This window comes from Fodinibius saliphilus (assembly GCF_005869845.1).
Lineage (GTDB): Bacteria > Bacteroidota > Rhodothermia > Balneolales > Balneolaceae > Fodinibius > Fodinibius saliphilus.
Genome location: NZ_VAWF01000002.1, coordinates 15,295 through 33,578, shown reverse-complemented (window position 1 = coordinate 33,578; position 18,284 = coordinate 15,295). Strand labels below are relative to the sequence as shown.

Annotated in this window: 18 protein-coding genes; 10 read left to right on the top strand and 8 right to left on the bottom strand. The window is 40.6% G+C overall.

Annotated elements, in window-relative coordinates; genetic code table 11:
* Positions 1-19: 19 nt before the first annotated feature.
* The 3 genes from FCN14_RS08110 to flhB are packed head-to-tail and all read right to left on the bottom strand — an operon-like array spanning position 20 to position 4,647.
* Positions 20-1,459 carry a P-loop NTPase family protein gene (locus FCN14_RS08110; protein ID WP_138430777.1) on the bottom strand — a complete coding sequence of 480 codons (1,440 nt, stop codon included), beginning with the start codon at positions 1,457-1,459 and terminating at the stop codon, positions 20-22.
* On the bottom strand, positions 1,456-3,519 hold the full coding sequence (gene flhA, locus FCN14_RS08105; RefSeq protein WP_246043149.1) for a flagellar biosynthesis protein FlhA: 2,064 nt from the start codon (positions 3,517-3,519) through the stop codon (positions 1,456-1,458). Before flhA ends, FCN14_RS08110 begins: the two co-directional genes overlap by 4 nt.
* 54 nt (positions 3,520-3,573) lie before the next feature.
* Positions 3,574-4,647 carry a flagellar biosynthesis protein FlhB gene (gene flhB, locus FCN14_RS08100; protein WP_171032854.1) on the bottom strand — a complete coding sequence of 358 codons (1,074 nt, stop codon included), beginning with the start codon at positions 4,645-4,647 and terminating at the stop codon, positions 3,574-3,576.
* Between the two features lie 307 nt (positions 4,648-4,954).
* On the opposite strand from flhB, the gene FCN14_RS08095 reads away from it, so the two are divergent.
* The 10 genes from FCN14_RS08095 (at position 4,955) to FCN14_RS08050 (ending at position 13,674) form a co-directional block, all read left to right on the top strand.
* The gene (locus tag FCN14_RS08095; RefSeq protein ID WP_138430774.1) at positions 4,955-5,779 is read left to right on the top strand and encodes a flagellar hook-basal body protein; all 825 of its coding nucleotides are present in this window, start codon (positions 4,955-4,957) and stop codon (positions 5,777-5,779) included.
* A 20-nt stretch (positions 5,780-5,799) separates the two neighbouring features.
* Positions 5,800-6,594 carry a flagellar basal-body rod protein FlgG gene (flgG, locus tag FCN14_RS08090; protein WP_138430773.1) on the top strand — a complete coding sequence of 265 codons (795 nt, stop codon included), beginning with the start codon at positions 5,800-5,802 and terminating at the stop codon, positions 6,592-6,594.
* Positions 6,595-6,678: 84 nt separating this feature from the next.
* Positions 6,679-7,353 (top strand): flagellar basal body P-ring formation chaperone FlgA, encoded by a 675-nt coding sequence (gene flgA, locus FCN14_RS08085; RefSeq protein ID WP_138430772.1) that lies wholly within the window; start codon positions 6,679-6,681, stop codon positions 7,351-7,353.
* Positions 7,335-7,958 carry a flagellar basal body L-ring protein FlgH gene (locus FCN14_RS08080; RefSeq protein WP_138430771.1) on the top strand — a complete coding sequence of 208 codons (624 nt, stop codon included), beginning with the start codon at positions 7,335-7,337 and terminating at the stop codon, positions 7,956-7,958. Before flgA ends, FCN14_RS08080 begins: the two co-directional genes overlap by 19 nt.
* A 19-nt stretch (positions 7,959-7,977) precedes the next feature.
* A complete protein-coding gene (locus FCN14_RS08075; protein ID WP_138430770.1) occupies positions 7,978-9,123 on the top strand; it encodes a flagellar basal body P-ring protein FlgI in 1,146 nt (381 codons plus the stop codon).
* Positions 9,124-9,170: 47 nt separating this feature from the next.
* Positions 9,171-9,449, top strand: a complete 279-nt coding sequence (locus FCN14_RS08070) for a hypothetical protein (RefSeq protein ID WP_138430769.1) — start codon at positions 9,171-9,173, stop codon at positions 9,447-9,449.
* A 49-nt stretch (positions 9,450-9,498) separates the two neighbouring features.
* Positions 9,499-9,993: a hypothetical protein gene (locus tag FCN14_RS08065; RefSeq protein ID WP_138430768.1), complete on the top strand. Its 495-nt coding sequence runs from the start codon at positions 9,499-9,501 to the stop codon at positions 9,991-9,993.
* Between the two features lies 1 nt (position 9,994).
* On the top strand, positions 9,995-11,362 hold the full coding sequence (gene flgK / locus FCN14_RS08060; protein WP_138430767.1) for a flagellar hook-associated protein FlgK: 1,368 nt from the start codon (positions 9,995-9,997) through the stop codon (positions 11,360-11,362).
* A 13-nt stretch (positions 11,363-11,375) separates the two neighbouring features.
* Entirely contained in the window at positions 11,376-12,260 is an 885-nt protein-coding gene (locus FCN14_RS08055) for a flagellin N-terminal helical domain-containing protein (RefSeq protein ID WP_138430766.1), read from the top strand.
* A gap of 61 nt (positions 12,261-12,321) precedes the next feature.
* Complete coding sequence (locus tag FCN14_RS08050; RefSeq protein WP_138430765.1) at positions 12,322-13,674, top strand: tetratricopeptide repeat protein; 1,353 nt, start codon at positions 12,322-12,324, stop codon at positions 13,672-13,674.
* A 52-nt stretch (positions 13,675-13,726) separates the two neighbouring features.
* On the opposite strand, the gene FCN14_RS08045 is transcribed toward FCN14_RS08050, so the two are convergent.
* The 5 genes from FCN14_RS08045 to FCN14_RS08025 all read right to left on the bottom strand — a co-directional run bounded on the left by FCN14_RS08045 (position 13,727) and on the right by FCN14_RS08025 (position 17,997).
* Positions 13,727-15,172: a sigma-54-dependent transcriptional regulator gene (locus FCN14_RS08045; protein WP_138430764.1), complete on the bottom strand. Its 1,446-nt coding sequence runs from the start codon at positions 15,170-15,172 to the stop codon at positions 13,727-13,729.
* Positions 15,173-15,487: 315 nt separating this feature from the next.
* A complete protein-coding gene (locus tag FCN14_RS08040; protein ID WP_138430763.1) occupies positions 15,488-15,841 on the bottom strand; it encodes a hypothetical protein in 354 nt (117 codons plus the stop codon).
* 43 nt (positions 15,842-15,884) lie between these two features.
* Positions 15,885-16,223, bottom strand: a complete 339-nt coding sequence (locus tag FCN14_RS08035; protein WP_138430762.1) for a hypothetical protein — start codon at positions 16,221-16,223, stop codon at positions 15,885-15,887.
* Positions 16,224-16,230: 7 nt separating this feature from the next.
* Positions 16,231-17,637, bottom strand: a complete 1,407-nt coding sequence (gene fliD, locus FCN14_RS08030) for a flagellar filament capping protein FliD (protein WP_138430761.1) — start codon at positions 17,635-17,637, stop codon at positions 16,231-16,233.
* A 33-nt stretch (positions 17,638-17,670) separates the two neighbouring features.
* Positions 17,671-17,997: a flagellar protein FliS gene (locus tag FCN14_RS08025; RefSeq protein ID WP_138430760.1), complete on the bottom strand. Its 327-nt coding sequence runs from the start codon at positions 17,995-17,997 to the stop codon at positions 17,671-17,673.
* Positions 17,998-18,284: the final 287 nt, after the last annotated feature.

The following is an 18,284-nucleotide window of genomic DNA, read 5'->3' as shown; positions in this document are numbered from 1 at the left end:
AATGCACATGCATTTATGGTTACCGTATTAGTTTTTGGGCAAATTTCTCCGGATCAAAAGGGAGAAGATTCCCGGCGATAGTTGGACCGCTGCTTATGTAGCGTAGCTTATAATCTGTGTTGGTGATCAGCTGCATGGTTTTACCCCACTTGATCGATTGATCTATATGTGTTAGTGCTATATGGTCGGCTTCTACCTCAACACCAAGAGGATCATTAAAAGCATTACCGTTTATTGCGGTGTTTATTAAGTATTGCGTTTCAACTCCCCGGATGGCAGAAAGCGTTTCTTTTATTGCTAAAATCTTTTCCATGCGATGCTGTCCCTCTACCTCTATTGCAGGCGTATCGATAAGAATGTGATCATAGGTGTTCCATCTGTTTTGGAAATTATTCACCTCTTCTACACCAGATACCTGGTAATAGTCGATATCATTATTCTTGCAATATGGTGCCAGTACACTATAATAAAGCTGTTTTCCTGGCATGGGGTTAAAGTTGGCAACCGCAATGTTTTTATTTTGAAAAAACGAAGAGTGTTGGCACAGTTTCATTATTAATTGTGTTTTTCCTGTACCCGAACGGCCGCAAAACAATAGAATATCATCTTCTGTTGCAGCTTTGGATCCTTCTAATAAATCCTGGATAAGAAGAGCAAGTTTCGACTGAAATAACTGTGGTCGAAAATCCGGATCTATTCCCTGTTGGTTAAGGGTATCGAACCAGTTATTCACTAATTTTTGTGGCACACCTTTGTGTAACAATTTGTGGAATAACGGGTGGTCGCAAAACTGCCCATACCCCGATGATAAACTGAGGTGCATAAGTGATTCCAGTCTGTCGAGCCGCTTGTGTAAGTCGGCATTGCTATGTTCTTGCGTTTCTGTCTCCGTATTTTTGGGACCATCATTAGGTAGCTTGCTGACAGGCTGATCCATCAGTTGGTTTTGCTGAACAGATTTCTTTTCCTTCTTTTTATCAGAACTGTTCTTTATTCGCTTTTCTTTAGTACCTGCTGATTTCGCTTTGGGTCTAATATCTTTGCGGCTATATATAGGGGGGGCTTTTTGGGCCGTAGGGTTACTCAAACTTTTCGTTAGTTCCTCTTTATCAGGAGTAGACTTCCACTCGTTGCTGTGGTCTATCTGTTCACTTGTTTGTTGTGCTGCATACTTTCGAATAGAAGCCAGCTTAGAATCAATTTTTTTTGTTGCCTTATTGGAGTCAGCTTGTGAAGCACCGGAGCGTTCAAAAACAACCCCTTTATTAGGTTTTGTCGCCGTTTCTTGGTCATCACGGCTATTGTTCTCTTGTGCATGTTCTTTTGACGAACCTTGTCCATTGTCGTTATCCTTATCGGGAACAACACTTTTTAGCTGCGAATAATCATCGGCGTAGATTTGCCGAGCACTTTGTTTAGCAGCTTCAACAGTTTTACCTAAAAATTTATTCAATTTCATACCGATGCGGGTTCGTTTAATTCAGCACGTTGTATGTTGAGACGATCAAAAGTTTTAAACTGTACATTTTGACTAATATCATTGTATGACAGCACATTTATATCAGGCAAAATTGGTGCCAAAAACTCAAAGAGTGTATTACGAAGTACCGGTGATGTTAAAAGTACCGGATCGTATCCTTGGCGAATCATATTTTCAAAAGTTTTTGAGGAACTTTTGTATAGCAATTCAACAGTATTTGGATCAAGTCCCAGGGTGTTAGCATTTAATCCTCCTTGCTGAGCTTTCTCTATGAGTCGAGATTCAAGAGAGGAATCCATCATTACGACCACCACTTCATTGTCATCAGAAACAAATTTCTGGGTAATGGTTTCAGACAAAGAAGCACGGCAATACTCCGTCAGAACGTCGACATTGGCGGTTTGATGGCAATAGTCTGCCAGGGTTTCAAGTATGGTTATCAGGTTGTTAATAGGGATGCGTTCACGGAGCAATCGCTTGAGTACTTTCTGTATCTGACCTATTTGCATGCCTTCTGGAACCAACTCTTCTATGAGTGCCGGCGATTGCTCTTCAATATTATCAACCAGTCGCTTAACCATCTGTCGGTCGATTAACTTATGTGCATTCTTTTTAAGAACTTCCATTAAATGGGTAGTGATAACGGCGCCGGCTTCAATGACAGAAAGACCAAATTTTTCCGCTTGGGATTTATTTTTTCCGCTCACCCAAATGGCATCCATTCCGAAAGTAGGATCAGTGGTTTCAATACCTTGAATATTTGCATCAAAATCTGATGGTATAAGGGCCAGATGATAGTCGGGCAATAGCTCACCGCCTCCCTGCTCAATACCACGCATTTTAATAACATAGTGGTTAGCATCCAGTTGAACGTTATCTCTAATTCTTACAGAAGGAATAATAATTCCAAGTTCAGCTGCTAACTGTTTTCTAAGAGATGTTATACGATCCAGCAAGTCGCCACCCTGTTGGGCTTCAACCATAGAGATTAAACTATATCCGATTTCAAGCTCGAGTGTGTCTAACAGCAGATAATCTTCCACGCGATCTTTTTCTTGCTCGCCTTCGGGTAGTTCGTCTTGTCGCTGTTCCTCGATCTGTCTTTGCTTCTCTTCGGTCTGGTGGCGTTTATAAGCAAGCAAAAGAAAGAGGCCAGAAATTGACCAGAATGGTATAACAGGCAGGCCCGGCATTAGGCCGATAAAGAATACAAATGTCGCCCCCATAACCAGGGTTTTGGGATCGCCCAATAGTTGGTTGGTAAGGTCATCACTAAGGTTGCCTTCTGAAGCAGCACGTGATACAATAATACCTGCTGATGTTGAAATAAGAAGTGCAGGAATCTGTGATACAAGACCATCACCAATAGTCATTAAGGTATACAGTTTAGCAGCTTCTGCCATCGGCATACCAAGCTGGACTGTTCCAATCACAAGTCCACCTACAATATTAATACAGGTTATGAGCAATCCGGCAATAACATCACCGCGAACGAACTTACTAGCACCATCCATTGCACCATAAAAATCAGCCTCTCGGGCAATTTCCTCACGTCGTTGTTTGGCTTGCTGGTCGGTAATAAGGCCGGCACTTAGGTCGGCATCAATAGACATCTGTTTACCGGGCATCGCATCAAGCGTAAAACGAGCACCTACCTCGGCAATTCGAGTTGCACCCTTGGTAATAACGACAAAGTTAATAATGATAAGAACTGCAAAAATGATAATCCCAATTACATAATTGCCTTGAACAATAAAGCCCCCGAACGATTCAATGACCGATCCTGCATATCCTTCACTTAAAATAAGACGAGTTGATGCAATGTTCAGTGCCAACCTAAAAAGAGTCAGGATCAGCAACATGCCCGGAAAAACGGAAAACTCCAGGGGTTTTAGGGTATAAAAGGCTACCAGCATAACCACGATCGATAACGAGATATTCAATGCCAGGAAAAAATCCATAAGCATTGGAGGGAACGGAATAATCATTATCAAAAGAATGACAATGATACTCGAAGAAATTAGGACATCGGTCCTCATGAACCGATCCTTAAGCTGGTTTGTACTTATATTAGCAAAAGGCATTCTCTACAGTTAAATGTTATGTTTATTCTTAAGTTTGTAAACGTAGGCTAAAATTTCGGCGACAGCCCGATACATATCTTCTGGGATATGCTGGTCGACTTCTGCGGAAGCAAAAAGTGCCTGGGCAACCGGTTTGTTTTCTACAATAGGTACATCAAATTCTCTGGCTAATTTTTTAATCTTTTGTGCTTTATAACGCTGTCCTTTGGCCATTACCAACGGAGCGCTATTTGCTTCCGGATCATATTGTAGCGCTACGGCATAGTGTGTTGGGTTTGTCACTACTACATCAGACTCTAGTACGGCATGGTCCATTCGTTTGTGGCGGAGAGCCTGTCCCATCTCCTTTCGTTTACCCTTCATTTGAGGGTCCCCTTCAGACTCTTTCCGTTCATCCTTTACTTCTTTCTTACTCATTTTAAGATCTTCTTTATGTTGATATTGCTGATAAAGTGCATCAGCAACGGACAGGACAAATAGAGCTGCAAAAACTTTGCCTAAAAAAGTGAGTATATAGTACCCTGACTCTTGCAGCCCATATTCCATAGGGGTTACAGCAAAAGAGAGAAAGGTGTTGGCATTGGTGGTAATAGTGGAGTATGCAATACCTACTACAGCAGTAAGCTTTACTATCCCTTTTGCCAGCTCCATAAGCCCTTTCATGGAAAAGATGTTTTTAACTCCTTCTATGGGATTCAGGTTGCTGAATTTTGGTTCCAGGGCTTTTATGGAAAAAGCCATCTTGGTTTGAATGGCATTTACTAAGAAGGCGGTAATGATTAATACAATGAGAAGAGGGGTCATCGCTTCGAAGCCAGCTAAGAAGGCCTCCTTAAGATATGCAAGAGCTTGATCTTGGTTTTGAATGGCTGCCCCGGCATTGAGGAAAAAAGTTTCGAAGAGCTGAACAAATTTTCCATAGATGAACTCTCCGACACTCAAGATGGTAAATAGTGATATTACCATAATTACAACAGAAGACACTTCTTTACTGACACTGACATTCCCCTCCTCACGAGCTTTTTCAAGCCTCTGCTGTGTGGGGTCTTCCGTTTTTTCTTGAGCCGAGCTTTGGTCTGACATAAGGGTGTAGTACATCAAATACAGTACCACATAAAAAACAAGTCGCTTTATATCCTTATGAGGTTGTTTATAAATGTCCGGAGGAAGAAAAGCTCGGCTTTGACGGAAAACATTTCCCTGAATGCGGAGAAAATGAAACTATCCCACCTAAACAAGGCGGGCACAGCGAATTTAAACTTAAGGGCAGTAATGAAGTGGTCAAGAAGACAGTAGAGGATGCTATACTTTATAATATAAATATATATACACCGACTGATTTAGTTCAGGGGCAAGGTAAATAATTTAATAATCCTCGATAAAAGAGGAGGTGGCACAAAATTTGAAGGTATATGTATCTGAATCGGTACTAACCGAAGTTTTATTAACGAAACAAAGAAGTATTGTAGAGGATCTTATGACTGACGGTATACAGGCCCAAATGCAGGCGATGCAGATGCTTAGAAAAGCACAAGATGTTACTGCTAATAATTTAGCAAACATCAATACGCCTGGTTTTAAAGGTAGTAAGGTATTTTATCGGATGGTTCAGGAAGAAGTTAACGGTAAATCTGTAACTCGTGCTATGCCCCAGCAAGAATTAGATATGACCCAAGGGGTTTTGGAAGCAACAGGTAACGACCTTGATATGGGGATCAAGGGGAAAGGCTTTTTTGTAGTGCAAGGTGAAGAAGGACAAAAGCTGACCCGCGATGGCCGAATGCATGTTAGTAATGATGGGTATTTGGTTGATGGACGAGGAGCAAAGGTTATGGGGGATTCAGGACCTATATATATGCCTCAGTATCTGCAAGCCGGTGGAAAGAATGGAGAACCGGCAAAAGTTGAAGTGGCCGATGACGGTACCATTAGATTAAATAGCGAAGTGCTTGACAAATTGAAGATTGTGCAAGTAGAAGATACCTCTCAGCTAGATCGCATGGGTAGTAACTATTTTGCTGTGCAGCAGAGTGCTATGATTGATGATAACTCTAGCAGGGTAAGACAAGGTTATTATGAATCTGGGAATGTAAATCCTCTTGATGAGATGGTTGATATGATGCAGACTACGAAAATGTTTGAAACGCAGCAACGAGCAATTAAAACTACAGACGAAATGCTTGGACAGGTTACGTCTAGGTTGGGAAAATTTTAATCTAAAACAATTACACCATTATGCCTTTTAGAGCTTTATCAACGGCAGCGCTCGGGATGAGTGCCCAACAAAAATCGGTAGATAACATTGCTAATAATTTAGCTAATGTTGGAACAACAGGTTATAAACGAAGCACTATTGCTTTTCAAGATCTATTCTATGAGGATATTTCTGTTTCGAAACCCGGTGGGGCAGCTAATAGAATATCTGAAGATAGTCCTCGCTTGCAGATAGGCCATGGTTCACAGGCCGTTTCGACGATCAGAAACTTTATGCAGGGATCAATGTCAGAAACCGGCAATCCCTTAGATATGGGAATCAGCGGAAATGGATTTTTCCGGGTTGAAATGCCGGATGGTTCTATTGGCTATACCCGAGATGGTAATTTTAGTCGTGATTCTTCCGGGATGCTGATAAATAATTCGGGTTTACCCCTTGCCGAACAGATTGAGGTTCCAATGGAGGCACAGGCCATTGAGGTAAGTCAGAATGGAACAGTAACGGCGCTAATGGGAGATAACCAAAAAGTTGAGCTTGGTCAGATTGAGATCGCTCGCTTCTCGAACCCGGCCGGACTTCAGGCTAAAGGAGGAAATATTTATAAAGAAACGGAAGCCTCAGGGATGGCTTTTGTTGACCGCCCGGGATCAGAAGGTTTTGGTGTAGTGCGACAAGGTTATCTTGAAAGCTCAAATGTTGATGTTGTACAAGAGATGGTTCAGCTAATTGAAGCACAGCGGGCATATGAAACCAATTCAAAAATGGTGAAGTCTGCTGAAGATATGATGTCAGTAACAAACTCTATTAAACGATAACTCTAGTATTAGTAACCAGTGAAGATCCGAACTCTCATATGGCTTTTAATTTTTTGTGTTGCTTTCTCGCTAGCTCATAGAGCAGTGAAAGCTCATGGGGAATTAGAACGCCTGGGTGAGAATGATAGGGACACCAAACAGATGATTCTCCAACAGGCCAAAGAGCAGCTGCTTCAACAGTTTTCGGCCGAAAACTATCGGTTCGACATTAAAGCCCGTTGGATTCCTCGGCGTCTTTTAGAAGTAGGTGTGCAGGGTATTCTTGGGGTACAACTGGATGGGAATGTACGCCGATATACCAATTTTGAAGTTTTATATCGAGATCATCAAAAGAAAAGGCGTGTACAAATACAGCTCGTGGTAGAACTTGAAAAGAAAGTACCAGTAGTGATACGTCGAATACGATCGGGTAGTGAGATCAAAAAAGAGGATCTGAAAAACCAGTGGGTGTCTTTATCACGAAATAAAGACAATTTGATTGAAGATGTTGACACCTTGATTGGTAAAACATTGCGAAGAACGCTTCTTACCGGCCAGCCGGTGCAGAAGTCTTTTATTAGTAGAGAATTTATAGTAGAAGCAGGGGATCAGGTACAAGTATTAATACGGAAAAAAGGAATCCAGGTCCAGGTTGCAGGTGAAGCTCGTGAAAACGGTGCAAAAGGAGATAAGATTAGAATTTATAGCGATGAAACGAGAAGAAAATATGTGGGCGAAGTTGTTCGCTCGGGATTAATATTATGGAAAAATACACTTTGATATCTAAAATTGGACTTTCACTACTCTTTGTTTGGGTTACTGTCACTTCGGTACAGGGCCAAAGCTCAATGTATCAGGATAATAAGGCACAGCAAGTGGGCGATATTATTACGGTTGTGCTACAGGAAAATATATCCGGAAGTACCAGCTCAGACGCGCAAAATGCTACAAATGCAAAAGCTGGGGCAGGCGGCTCGTTAGGTGGTAATTTTATGCCTTTCCAACCAACATTCGGTGGCGATGTAGAAGTTAACTATGACTCTGGTGAGCAGATGCAAACCAACCAGGGACAGTTGTTAAACGGCTATATGAGTGTTGAAATAACCGATATGACCGCCAGCGGTAACCTGATTATTAAAGGAAATCGATCTACAGAAATTAATGGTGAAAAGCATAAGATCGATCTATCTGGAATAGTTCGTCCTAAGGATATTAATGGGAGAAACCAGGTACTCTCTTATCGAGTGAGTAATGCAAAGATTAACTACGAAAAGGAAGGTGGTCTTGATCGGATAAAGAAGAAAGATGGATTTATAAAAAAGGCAGTTTTAACCGGTGTAGGTATTGCATTAGGTGCAGCTGCCGTTATGAAGGCGATGAATTAACAAGTATAAACGTGGACTTATGAAATTTCATACACATAAAAAATATTGCTTACAGCTTTTTCTGCCGATTATGATCTTGGTTTTTATGGTCTCAATCGATGTTAAAGCCCAAGGTCGCCTGAATAGCCATGTCAAAGTTAAAGATGCACAGGCCAAAAAAATTGTTGGCTATGGTTTGGTAGCGGGTTTGGACCGTACCGGTGATCGCACTATAAGTAGCCGGGGATCGCAGTTTACCGTTCAGTCTATTGCCAACATGCTTGAAAATTTCGGAATTAATGTTGACCCTTCGCGACTTCGTACTCGTAATGTGGCTGCTGTGATGGTTACCGCAGATATGGGGCCTTACCATGCAAGAGGGAGCGAAATTGATATTACAGTTTCTTCTTTGGGCGATGCCAGTAGCCTTAAAGGTGGGGTGTTACTTGAAACACCACTGTTGGTGCCGGGCACCCAAAAAGTATATGCAAAGGCCCAGGGAGCTCTTGTTGTAGGTGGAGTAAAATCTGAACTTGGAGCTTCACAAATTTCGCGCAATGGTTCATTAACAGCAACAGTTCCGGGTGGCGGTATTGTTGAAGATAATGAGGTTTTTGAACTCAATCCCAATGAACCTCTTGGGTTGGTATTAGATAAACCGGGATATATTAATGCACGTCGTATTGTAGAAGCGATAAATACAAATTTTGATGAACAGATTGCTTCTGTATTTAATCCTGGATTAGTGAATGTACAATGGCCGGATGCATTCCAGGAACAGGGAATGAGAAATATTTTTATCAGTACAATTATGGAGCAGAGGGTTGACTTGCATAAGCCGGCGCGTGTAGTGGTTAATGAACGTACAGGTACGGTAGTTGCGGGAGGCAATGTCACTATTGACAATGCGATGGTTTCGCATGGTACTGTACAAGTACGCACCCAGGTTAACCCATTAATCAGTCAGCCGCCGGCATTTAGTGGTGGAGAAACACAAGTGGTGCCTGTTCCACAAGTGGGAATTAGTGAAGAGTCTGCTCAAAATATAGTGTTAGATCCTGATACGAATGTACAACAGTTGGCTGAGGCCCTAAATTCATTGGGGTTAAGTCCACGAGATATTATCTCCATATTTCAGGCTCTGGATCGTGCCGGTGCTTTGCAAGGAGAATTGATAGTAATGTAAGTCGGAAGCACAGTAGAAAGGAATAAAAATTTAAAGGTAATACTATTATGGATATAAGTTTAGTAGCAAATTCAATGCAAAATGAAATTGCCCCGAACAATAGCAATAGCAAGCAAGAAGAAGTTGCCACCAATTTTGAAAAAATTTTTGCCAGAAAGCTGGTAAAGGAGATGACTAAAGATTCATTTAAGATGGGCGATAACAAGGGGCTGATGGGACAATCGAATAACTTATATCGGAAGCATATTGTCGATACCTTGGCAACTGAAATTGCTGAACAGCGCAAGTTAGGGATGGCAGACCTTGTTACTAAATACAACAAATAGGATAGCTAAAACGAGTTAAAGATAATTAATTCTCAGCAGGTAAACGATTATGCAAAAGGAAGAAAAGTTTAGTGCATTCGGTCAGACGGTAGAAGAGTTAGAGGTCTTATCACAAAAGTTGATTCAGACTATCGATAATCAAACGAAAGCCGTTATTGCTTCTAATGATAAAAAAATAGAAGAATTCGCAGAGCGATATACCACCTTGAAGGGGTCATTTAAAGAACAGGAGAAGCAATTTATTGATCAGCTACAAGATATGACGCCTCCTAAGGATGAGAGATTAAAGCTAGAACATCTCAAAGAAACGTATCCTCAATATGGGCAGATGATTGAGCAGTGGGAGGAGTCACTTGGTACTCATACCCGCTTGCTAAAGCGTAAGCATAAAAAGTTAAATGAACTTTTGGAGTTTGCACTAAATCGTAATGTTGAGCTTATGCATTCAATATATCGTCTGCATAATCAGAAAAATACGCACTATAGCTCAGGCGGCGGTAGAGAAGAAATTGCATCCGGAATGGCAGTAAATAAAGAAGCATAATATGAAGTCAATATTTGAAATTGCAAAGAGTGGTCTCCGAAGTTCCCAGCGATCATTATCGGTAACTTCCAATAATATTATTAATGCTGATACCCCGGGCTATAGTCGGCAACGTGTTGAAAAAACTCCTAACGGTATGCAGAAAGATGGCTACCACGTGGGGTTGGGTGTTAATGTTCAGGAAATAACCCGTCTTCGCGACGGTATTAATGATACTTTGCTGAATAAGAAGAAGCAGCATATGGGATATCTGCAGAAAAAAGGAGATATCTTTGAAAAGCTGGAATCTATTATGGTATCCGACTCCGGTAAGGATCTGGATAGTCAGGTTAGTGTACTGTTTAATAACTTTTCTGAGATGGCCAGTGACCCGCAGGATGTTAGTATTCGGAATAACCTGGTAAGTGAGGCTCAGCAACTTTCAGCAAAAATGCGAGAGACCAGCAATAATGTTGATGAAACCAGCGACCAGGTTCGTACACTGGCCGGGAAAACGGTTGGTTCCATAAATTCATTACTTAGTGATATCAATGAGCTGAACAAGTCCATACAACAGGGGCAATCTAAGGGGCAGCCAGATCATGCCAGCCTGGATAAGCGAGTAGCAAAAATGGGTGAGTTAGCAGAGCTTGTAGACTTTGAAAGTCGCCTTACGAAAACCGGTGCTGTGCAAATACAGATCGGTGGTCATAGCGTGGTAGATGAAAACCAGTATTATGAAATAAAATCTGAAGTTGATGATGTCAATAAAAAGTATCGGCTTCGAATGGAAAGTGGCCATGTTATTGAACCTAAAGGCGGCCGCATTGGGGCCGAAGTTGAAATGTATGAGGAAAATATTCCGGCTCTCAAAGATAAATTAGACAAGATTGCGAAAACGGTAGTAGAGAAATTTAATAATCTCCATAGCAATGGATATGGGCTGGACGATAATGTACAGCGTAATTTCTTTGATGCTTCCGGAACTACGGCACAGACCATTAAGGTAAAACAGTCTATTGTTGATAATACCAATAATATTGCTGCTTCATCAGCTGCCGGAGAAGCAGGAAACGGTGAAATAGCAGCACAGATTGCTGCTATGAGAAATGAAGAAATTATTGGCGACAATGCTACTAACCAACGTCTTAATGATTATACGGTAGGGGTAATTAGTGAGCCCGGCGTAAAAGTAAATAGCCTTAATTCAACCATCGCAGCACGAGATTCTGAAATTCAAATGCTTAAAAAGCAACAAGAAGAAACAGCTGGGGTAAATGTAGACGAAGAATTAAGTAAGATGATAAAATTTCAAAATGCATATCAGGGGGCAGCTAAGGTTATGAGCGCTGGCCAACGAATGTATGACACACTAATCAGTATTGTTTAGATAGGTAAATATTATGCGAATTACACAAAAGACAATCTTTAGTAGTTTCATGCGGGATGTGAATCAGAATCGCAATGAAATGGCTCAAATACAATCCTCCCTATCCAGTGGTCGATCTGTTCGGGCCCCCTCGCAAGACCCTATTTCTTTTCAAAGCAGTAGAATTGTTGAAGGGAATATCAAAAAAACTACCCAGTATCAAAGTAATTTGGAAAGTGGTACGCGCCAGGGCAGACTTGCCCAAGAAGCATTGGATGATATTGTTGACAACCTTATGAAGGTTAAAGAAGTGATGGTAAAGGGAGCTTCTAGTTCGGTAGGAGATAGTGAGAGAGAAAATATGGCCAATCAAATATCAGGTATTCGAAAGAATATTGTTGATAGTTTAAATAGGGATTATGGAGATCGTTACCTCTTCGCTGGCACTAAAAGTGATGCCAAGCCTTTTGAGCTTAGTGGCTCTACAGTAACAAATAACAGTAATAATAAGCCTCCGAAAATAGTAGCTGGTGATGGAGTGAAAATTAATATCAGTATTACCGGACAAGAGATTGCCGATGTTAATGGACAGGATATGTTTACCCTATTAGGAGATATTGAGCAAGCTTTTCGTAATAACGACTCTGATGGTATTAATGGACTTTTGTCAGAAAGTGATGACATGATTCAACATGCTACTGATTTAACTTCGCGTTTAGGGGATAATATTAACCGCATGAATTTTATGTATGAGCAGTACGAATCCACAAGAATTACCCAAGAGTCTGACGTGAGTGAATTGGTAGATACCAACTATGCACAGGCATTTTCAAACCTTCAGCGAAACCAAGTAGCGTACGAATCGGCTATGGCAGTACATAGCAAGATGTTTGAAAACACATTACTTAATTATATCTAATTTTATAACCTAACCGTTTAGAACTCATCGTTCTTCTTCGGTTTACTACAGGGATTGTACTATGAATAATGAACTTGCACCAGTAGCACCTCAAGGAAATAGCGGTATGGAGTGGGCAGAAGTTGTTTTGTTTTTGTCTGATATGTCATATCTCGATAATAGAAAGCTGTCGCAGTGGGCTGAGCAGTTTGCGCATGTGACGGTAGCTGGCAAAGCCGAGCGCCCTGAAGAGATCACGGATGGTATTGATTGGTACCGTTATGAAGAGGAAAGTGTACGTTCAGAAGTTTGGAATACAATACTTGATAAAGTGCGAAAAAACTGGGTGCTCTTTGTTGAAGATGATGAGACTGTACGATTGAGTAGCTTCCCAGATAAGCATTCCTTGAGTGATCGGACATGGACGCCTACCCTCATTCGCCAAGAAAAAGAGGACCGCAGTCGTCAGTTTTACCAGATGCGTTTGATTAATGCAGCGGCGAATAATGGATCTAACATTTTTTCAGGCCGAAACTTGCCCGATTCAACACAGTATATACGGGGACATGATATTGAGCTTTCCAATCATCCTATTATTATTGAACGGGAAAGCAACCCTATCAGTCATATTGATATTGATGAAGAGTTATCCGTAAAAGAATACTCGCCCAAATTATACTTGGTACAAGGAGAACGGTATTTTAACGAGAAAAAATATGTGCGAGCAGCTGCACAGTATCGACAGTTATTGAAGATGGAAAAGCTTCTGCCGTACGACCGGTTGGCAGCTGTTAATGGTCTTGCGAGTTGTTTGACAGAGCAGCACAAATGGACGAATGCTATGACTTTGGCCGAAGAGTCACTGAAAGCAGAGTCGCTGCAAAGTTTACCCTATCTTATTAAGTATCGAATTTTTGAACTTAAAAAAGAGTGGGGTAAGGCACACGAAACGTTGAGCCAATACTACCGACGGTTTTCGTTATATTCTCGCGCTAACTTTGATCGTAATATCGATGAAGAAAAGACCTTGGTTAGTTTGGCTAATGTGGCCTTAAAAAGCGGGGATCGAAAAGCAGCAGCTGGTTATTTTGAAAATCTGTTTTCTTTTAAACGCGGTGATATCGACCGGTCATTACTAAAAAAGGTATTGGTGATGTCGGTAGAACTGGATGATTATGAGCGTTCGGTATATCTTTTTGAGCGTATGTTTGGCGATAAATTGCCTGACAAGCTGGATGCCCAAGGCCGCGAGGAGTTGGAAGAGATCATGACGCTGTTCATGAGTAGGAAATGGCATGAATATGTTTCGCAGGTATATACCAAACTACATAATGCTTACCCCGAAGATAGTACATACAAGCGTAGGTTGATAGTAACACTTACCAAAACAAACAGGCTGGATAAAGCCAAAAGTATGGTTGCTAATATAGTTTAGCATAGGCTTTGGTCTCTCTCTGGTTCAAGAAGTAATCAACGAAGGGCATATTTTAGCCGTCCTCATTGGAGCTTTCAGAAGTAGCCTTTTTTAACTTATTTCGGATTGTACGATCTGTGATCCCCAATATTTTGGCGGCTTCTTTTTGATTCCCTTCGGTATGTTCCAATGCTTTTTTTATGAGTTGTAGCTCCATATCTTCAATAGACATGAGAGGAAGGTCAGACAGAACTTCACCGCTTACCTCCAAATCAACCTTAGAGAACATGTTTTTTTCAATATGATCCAGAGTAATTACATCGTTATTGGTTGAAAGTATAACGCCACGGTGTATTTTGTTTTCCAATTCCCGAACATTGCCATGCCATTTTTTATTTTTTAAGAATTCCATCAGCTCATCTGAAACCTCTTTATCATCCAACCCATACTGTGAGGTGTATTCATCTATAAAATGATTAACGAGTAGTGGGATGTCCTCTTTCCGGTCTCGCAGAGGCGGGATTGAGATGGGGAAAACATTAAGGCGATAGTATAAATCTTCCCGAAAATTTCCTTCTGCTATTGTCTCAGCAATATTTCTATTGGAGGTTGCAACAACCCGTACATCGCATTCTATTGTTTGTTGCCCTCCTACACGTTGAAATTCATTTTCCTGGAGTACACGTAATAACTTAGCCTGGATATTGATATCAATTTCTGTAATCTCATCAAGTAGAATGGTTCCATTATTGGCCTCTTCAAAAGCGCCTTTCTTATCAGCAATAGCGCCAGTAAATGCACCTTTTACGTGCCCAAAGAGTGTGCTTTCTACCAGTTCTGTAGGCAGATTTGCACAGTTTATTTTAACATAGTTTTCATCAGATCGCTGACTATTTTGATGGATAAGATTTGCGAACACTTCTTTCCCAGTACCGCTTTCTCCCTGGATCATAACCGGGGCATCACTTTGGGCAATATTGGGAAGAATGTTCAGCAGCTTTTTGATTTGAGGATCTTCTCCTAGAAATCGTTTTTCGCCCTGCTTAAGCGTTTCGTCGCTGTCTTGATCATCCTTCGTTTCAGTGGCCTCTTCCTGTTGGTTTCTTGTCTTGCTGCCAGATAAGGATTCGATTTTTTTCCTGTTATGGAAAGAATCACCCGCTTCAAAGAAACGGTTAATGCGAAATAGAATCTCTTTGGCTTTAAAAGGTTTGGTTATATAATCATATGCTCCTTTTTGGAGAGCACGTACGGCATGTGTAATATTACCAAAGCTGGTCATCATGATTACACCGGTTTCAGGATAATTTTCAGTGACATAGGCTAATACTTCATCCCCTGTCATTTCATCCATCTTTACATCGGTTAGCACTAAGTCAACATCATGGGTATCTATATATTCTTTGGCCTCAACCGGTGATTTAAATGCTTTGGTATCATAACCGTTCATGCTCAAATTCTCATCTAGAAACTCGAGCAGCATTGTATCATCTTCAACTATAAGAACTCGCTCTTTCATAAAAGGGTATGGAAATGCGTTAAAAGTAGACAACAAAAATGAGAGGAAAACCCTAAGGCGGATAGAATGGTTAGCCTCTCTGCAGTGGCTGATTAATTATTAAAAGACTTTCTCCGATAAAGGTCAAAGATAACACCTCTTAAAAAGAAATAAAATGAATTTTTGCTGTTATGAACGAAAAGGGCTCTTTTTTATGGGGTAGCAAGGAAGCGATCCCATCTACAACCTCTACAGGAAGGCAGAGAGGTTGATTAGTAAATATGAATAGCGCAAATCTATTTAGATTATAGAGTTATAGTAAAGGGAGAAAAGCTATTATTTTAGCATCTTTTGCGCAATATCTTCCCATACATTGGGATCGTTTAGCTTTTGGCCAATTTCAGTATTTTGGGCTGCCTCAGGAGAGACCTCTTTTGCCTTTTTATATTCTGAGACCTGTTTATTGAGCTCCACTAATTTGCCTGAGGAAGCATTGTCCAACTTTTCCAACTCAAGTTGGGCAAAGAGCTGGTCATTCTTCCGGAACTTATAATCACTGATAGACACCTTGTCAGCGGTATTGGGTGATTGTTTGGAAGAGGGGACGCCGGGCTGTTTTTGCCCCTTAGAGGTTTCCTCAGTTTTATTGAAACTGTTGCTTGCGCTACTATTTAATTTATTGATATCCATAATCAGTTAAATTTGTTCGTAATTAATTTACGAATCGATCTGGTTATTTTAAAACCCGATACCCTTCTTCAGCTTTACGCCGTTGTACGGCATCGGTTAGTTGATCTTGAGACTTTTCTGTTACCTCATTAAGAGTTTTCTGTATTTCTTTACTCTGTTGGATAAACTTATCAAAAAGTCTCTTTAGCAAAGCTGAATCTTTATCAGAAAGAGCTTCTCTATCCATAGTTGGTACAATTTCGTTTATTTTTTGAACATGGGTTTCTCTGTTATCAAAAGCCGTACCTAAGTCTTCTACCGAAATATTGTCTTTATGAAGCTTGACTAACATTTGAGTATTGATTTTAATCATTTCACGAAGGTGATAAACGAGTGTTTCCATATTGTAATTATAAACTAGCTGTTAAACCCAGTGAAGATTGTTGGTTCATTACTTGGCTTAATTGGCGCTGCCCTTCCATTTGCATCTGTTGGAGTTCGGCAAACTCTTGCCGTTGACGTTCTTCGTATTTCTTCAAGTATTTTTCTTCCGATTCGATGCGGTTCTCAAGAAAATCGATCTTTTGGTCCAGGCCGCCTTCGAGTGATGAAATGATACCTCCTGTTTGCGTATAGGTATCAGCTCTGTTATACATTTGTTGAACCGGCGAATCATCAGCAGTAAAGAGGTTTTTTACTTCATCAGCCCTGTTATTTAAAGCATCTTCTAACATGCTGCTATCTTCAATTTTCATAGTTCCGTCTTTACCAAAACCAATGCCAATATCTGCGAGATTATCATGCTCACCGGCGGCTGCAGATCCCATATCTCCTAAAGCAAGTTGCCGGAGATTAATACTTAGGTTTCGAATAGATCGCATACTCTGTAATGGACCTTTATTTCCGGTTTCGCCGTTAATAAAAGTCTTATTCCGGATTTTACTATTCATTTCATTAAACTTGGTAATGAAACTCTCAATATTGTCTTTAGCAGAATCCAGATCTTTCGTTATTGAAATCTGTTCTTTTGTTCCGGGTTCATCCAAGATGGTAAAGGTCATTCCCGAAATAGCATCATCAATCTTGTTGTGACCCCGGGTAAAATTGATCCCATCGATGGTAAACTCAGCATCAAGGTTAGTGGGCGTTGTATTATGGGTCATATTGGTAGTTACCGTAGATAGTGCACCGGTAGCATTAGCAAATTGTACACGCTCATCATATCCTGTTTCTGCACTTTTGATAGAGAGTTGCACATTACCATTACTGTCAACCTGAAAGACGTCACTATCTGACTCTTCTCCCAACAGGTTATTAATTTCGGTAGAGAAAGATTCAAGAATTTCTTTATCAGTCTTATCGGTACCATCATCGTTAGTGACTGAGACAGAAATAGTTTCTGTTTTATCACCGATAGTTATATCTACCGACCCATCACCATCTCCTACCAGGGTGGTTCCGGCACCGTCCATCACATTAGAAAGCATAATATCTTTTTTTGCTTTCTGGTTTACTGTGATATCGTAATCATTTTCTTGAGTCAAACCTGAAATAGAATCAACCCGTATTACGCTTTCATCTGTAACTGATGATTGAAGAGGGCTAAAATGATTTTCTGTTTTACTATCCAACTCTTCAATTTTATTGGTAAAGCTGGATACAACAGAACTTACCTGTCCCAAAGCAGATTTTTGATCGCTGATATCACTTTTTTCGACCTGAAGCTTGAACTTCTTTTGGCTTTCAAGCTGTACCAGCTGTTGAACAAACTTCTCGTAAGGGTTTGCTTGGTTTAATAAAGCGCTTATTGATTGCATAATCCTATTGTCTTGTTAATCTGGATGAAACTTCTAGGCATTTGCATTTTTGGGATCCGCCTGCTCATCATTGGCAGCAGTGTCCCAAGCATCTCGTAGAGGTTCCAATATTTCTCTTATTTCTGTAAACTCTTCTTGTCGTGCCAAATCTTGGCAGTACCTGTAAAGTTCAAAAAGTTCATCGGCTGGTTCATGGTCAAAGTTTAAGCTTTCAATAAGTGTTGAAAGTACTTCTTTGGCACGTTCTCCATCTTTCCGATATGTAGCTTGCAGTACTAAGTCATACAATTTTACCACCAACCTTAGAGGGGAGGCATTTAGAACTGCTTGTCGCTCATATACTTTCTGTGGGTTTTGCATGGGTTAATTATTTACAGTAAAAGTTAAATACAGTAATAGGTATCTTTCCTTATCGACGGATTGCTGGAAAACTTAAAGTGTTTATGATTAGACTTTTTTAATATCACACTCTTTTTTTAGCGTGTTAGCTGTTTTCTAACAAAACGTTTCTTCAGGCTCTTTCTTCTGCTATTTCGATTTACGGTCGCAATATATATTGCCACCGGTTTTATGATCACACACTTAATACAATCAAAGAATATGCCAATCCTTGGAATATGGATCTGTTTTTGGTCAATGCGGTGAAA

What these genes read in the sequence shown, in the direction of transcription:
- FCN14_RS08110 (WP_138430777.1), bottom strand. Translation starts at nt 1,459, where the DNA reads ATGAAATTGAATAAATTTTTAGGTAAAACTGTTGAAGCTGCTAAACAA.
- flhA (WP_246043149.1), bottom strand. Translation starts at nt 3,519, where the DNA reads ATGAGGACCGATGTCCTAATTTCTTCGAGTATCATTGTCATTCTTTTG.
- flhB (WP_171032854.1), bottom strand. Translation starts at nt 4,647, where the DNA reads ATGTCAGACCAAAGCTCGGCTCAAGAAAAAACGGAAGACCCCACACAG.
- flgG (WP_138430773.1), top strand. Translation starts at nt 5,800, where the DNA reads ATGCCTTTTAGAGCTTTATCAACGGCAGCGCTCGGGATGAGTGCCCAA.
- FCN14_RS08080 (WP_138430771.1), top strand. Translation starts at nt 7,335, where the DNA reads ATGGAAAAATACACTTTGATATCTAAAATTGGACTTTCACTACTCTTT.
- FCN14_RS08075 (WP_138430770.1), top strand. Translation starts at nt 7,978, where the DNA reads ATGAAATTTCATACACATAAAAAATATTGCTTACAGCTTTTTCTGCCG.
- FCN14_RS08070 (WP_138430769.1), top strand. Translation starts at nt 9,171, where the DNA reads ATGGATATAAGTTTAGTAGCAAATTCAATGCAAAATGAAATTGCCCCG.
- FCN14_RS08065 (WP_138430768.1), top strand. Translation starts at nt 9,499, where the DNA reads ATGCAAAAGGAAGAAAAGTTTAGTGCATTCGGTCAGACGGTAGAAGAG.
- flgK (WP_138430767.1), top strand. Translation starts at nt 9,995, where the DNA reads ATGAAGTCAATATTTGAAATTGCAAAGAGTGGTCTCCGAAGTTCCCAG.
- FCN14_RS08055 (WP_138430766.1), top strand. Translation starts at nt 11,376, where the DNA reads ATGCGAATTACACAAAAGACAATCTTTAGTAGTTTCATGCGGGATGTG.
- FCN14_RS08050 (WP_138430765.1), top strand. Translation starts at nt 12,322, where the DNA reads ATGAATAATGAACTTGCACCAGTAGCACCTCAAGGAAATAGCGGTATG.
- FCN14_RS08045 (WP_138430764.1), bottom strand. Translation starts at nt 15,172, where the DNA reads ATGAAAGAGCGAGTTCTTATAGTTGAAGATGATACAATGCTGCTCGAG.
- FCN14_RS08040 (WP_138430763.1), bottom strand. Translation starts at nt 15,841, where the DNA reads ATGGATATCAATAAATTAAATAGTAGCGCAAGCAACAGTTTCAATAAA.
- FCN14_RS08035 (WP_138430762.1), bottom strand. Translation starts at nt 16,223, where the DNA reads ATGGAAACACTCGTTTATCACCTTCGTGAAATGATTAAAATCAATACT.
- fliD (WP_138430761.1), bottom strand. Translation starts at nt 17,637, where the DNA reads ATGCAATCAATAAGCGCTTTATTAAACCAAGCAAACCCTTACGAGAAG.
- FCN14_RS08025 (WP_138430760.1), bottom strand. Translation starts at nt 17,997, where the DNA reads ATGCAAAACCCACAGAAAGTATATGAGCGACAAGCAGTTCTAAATGCC.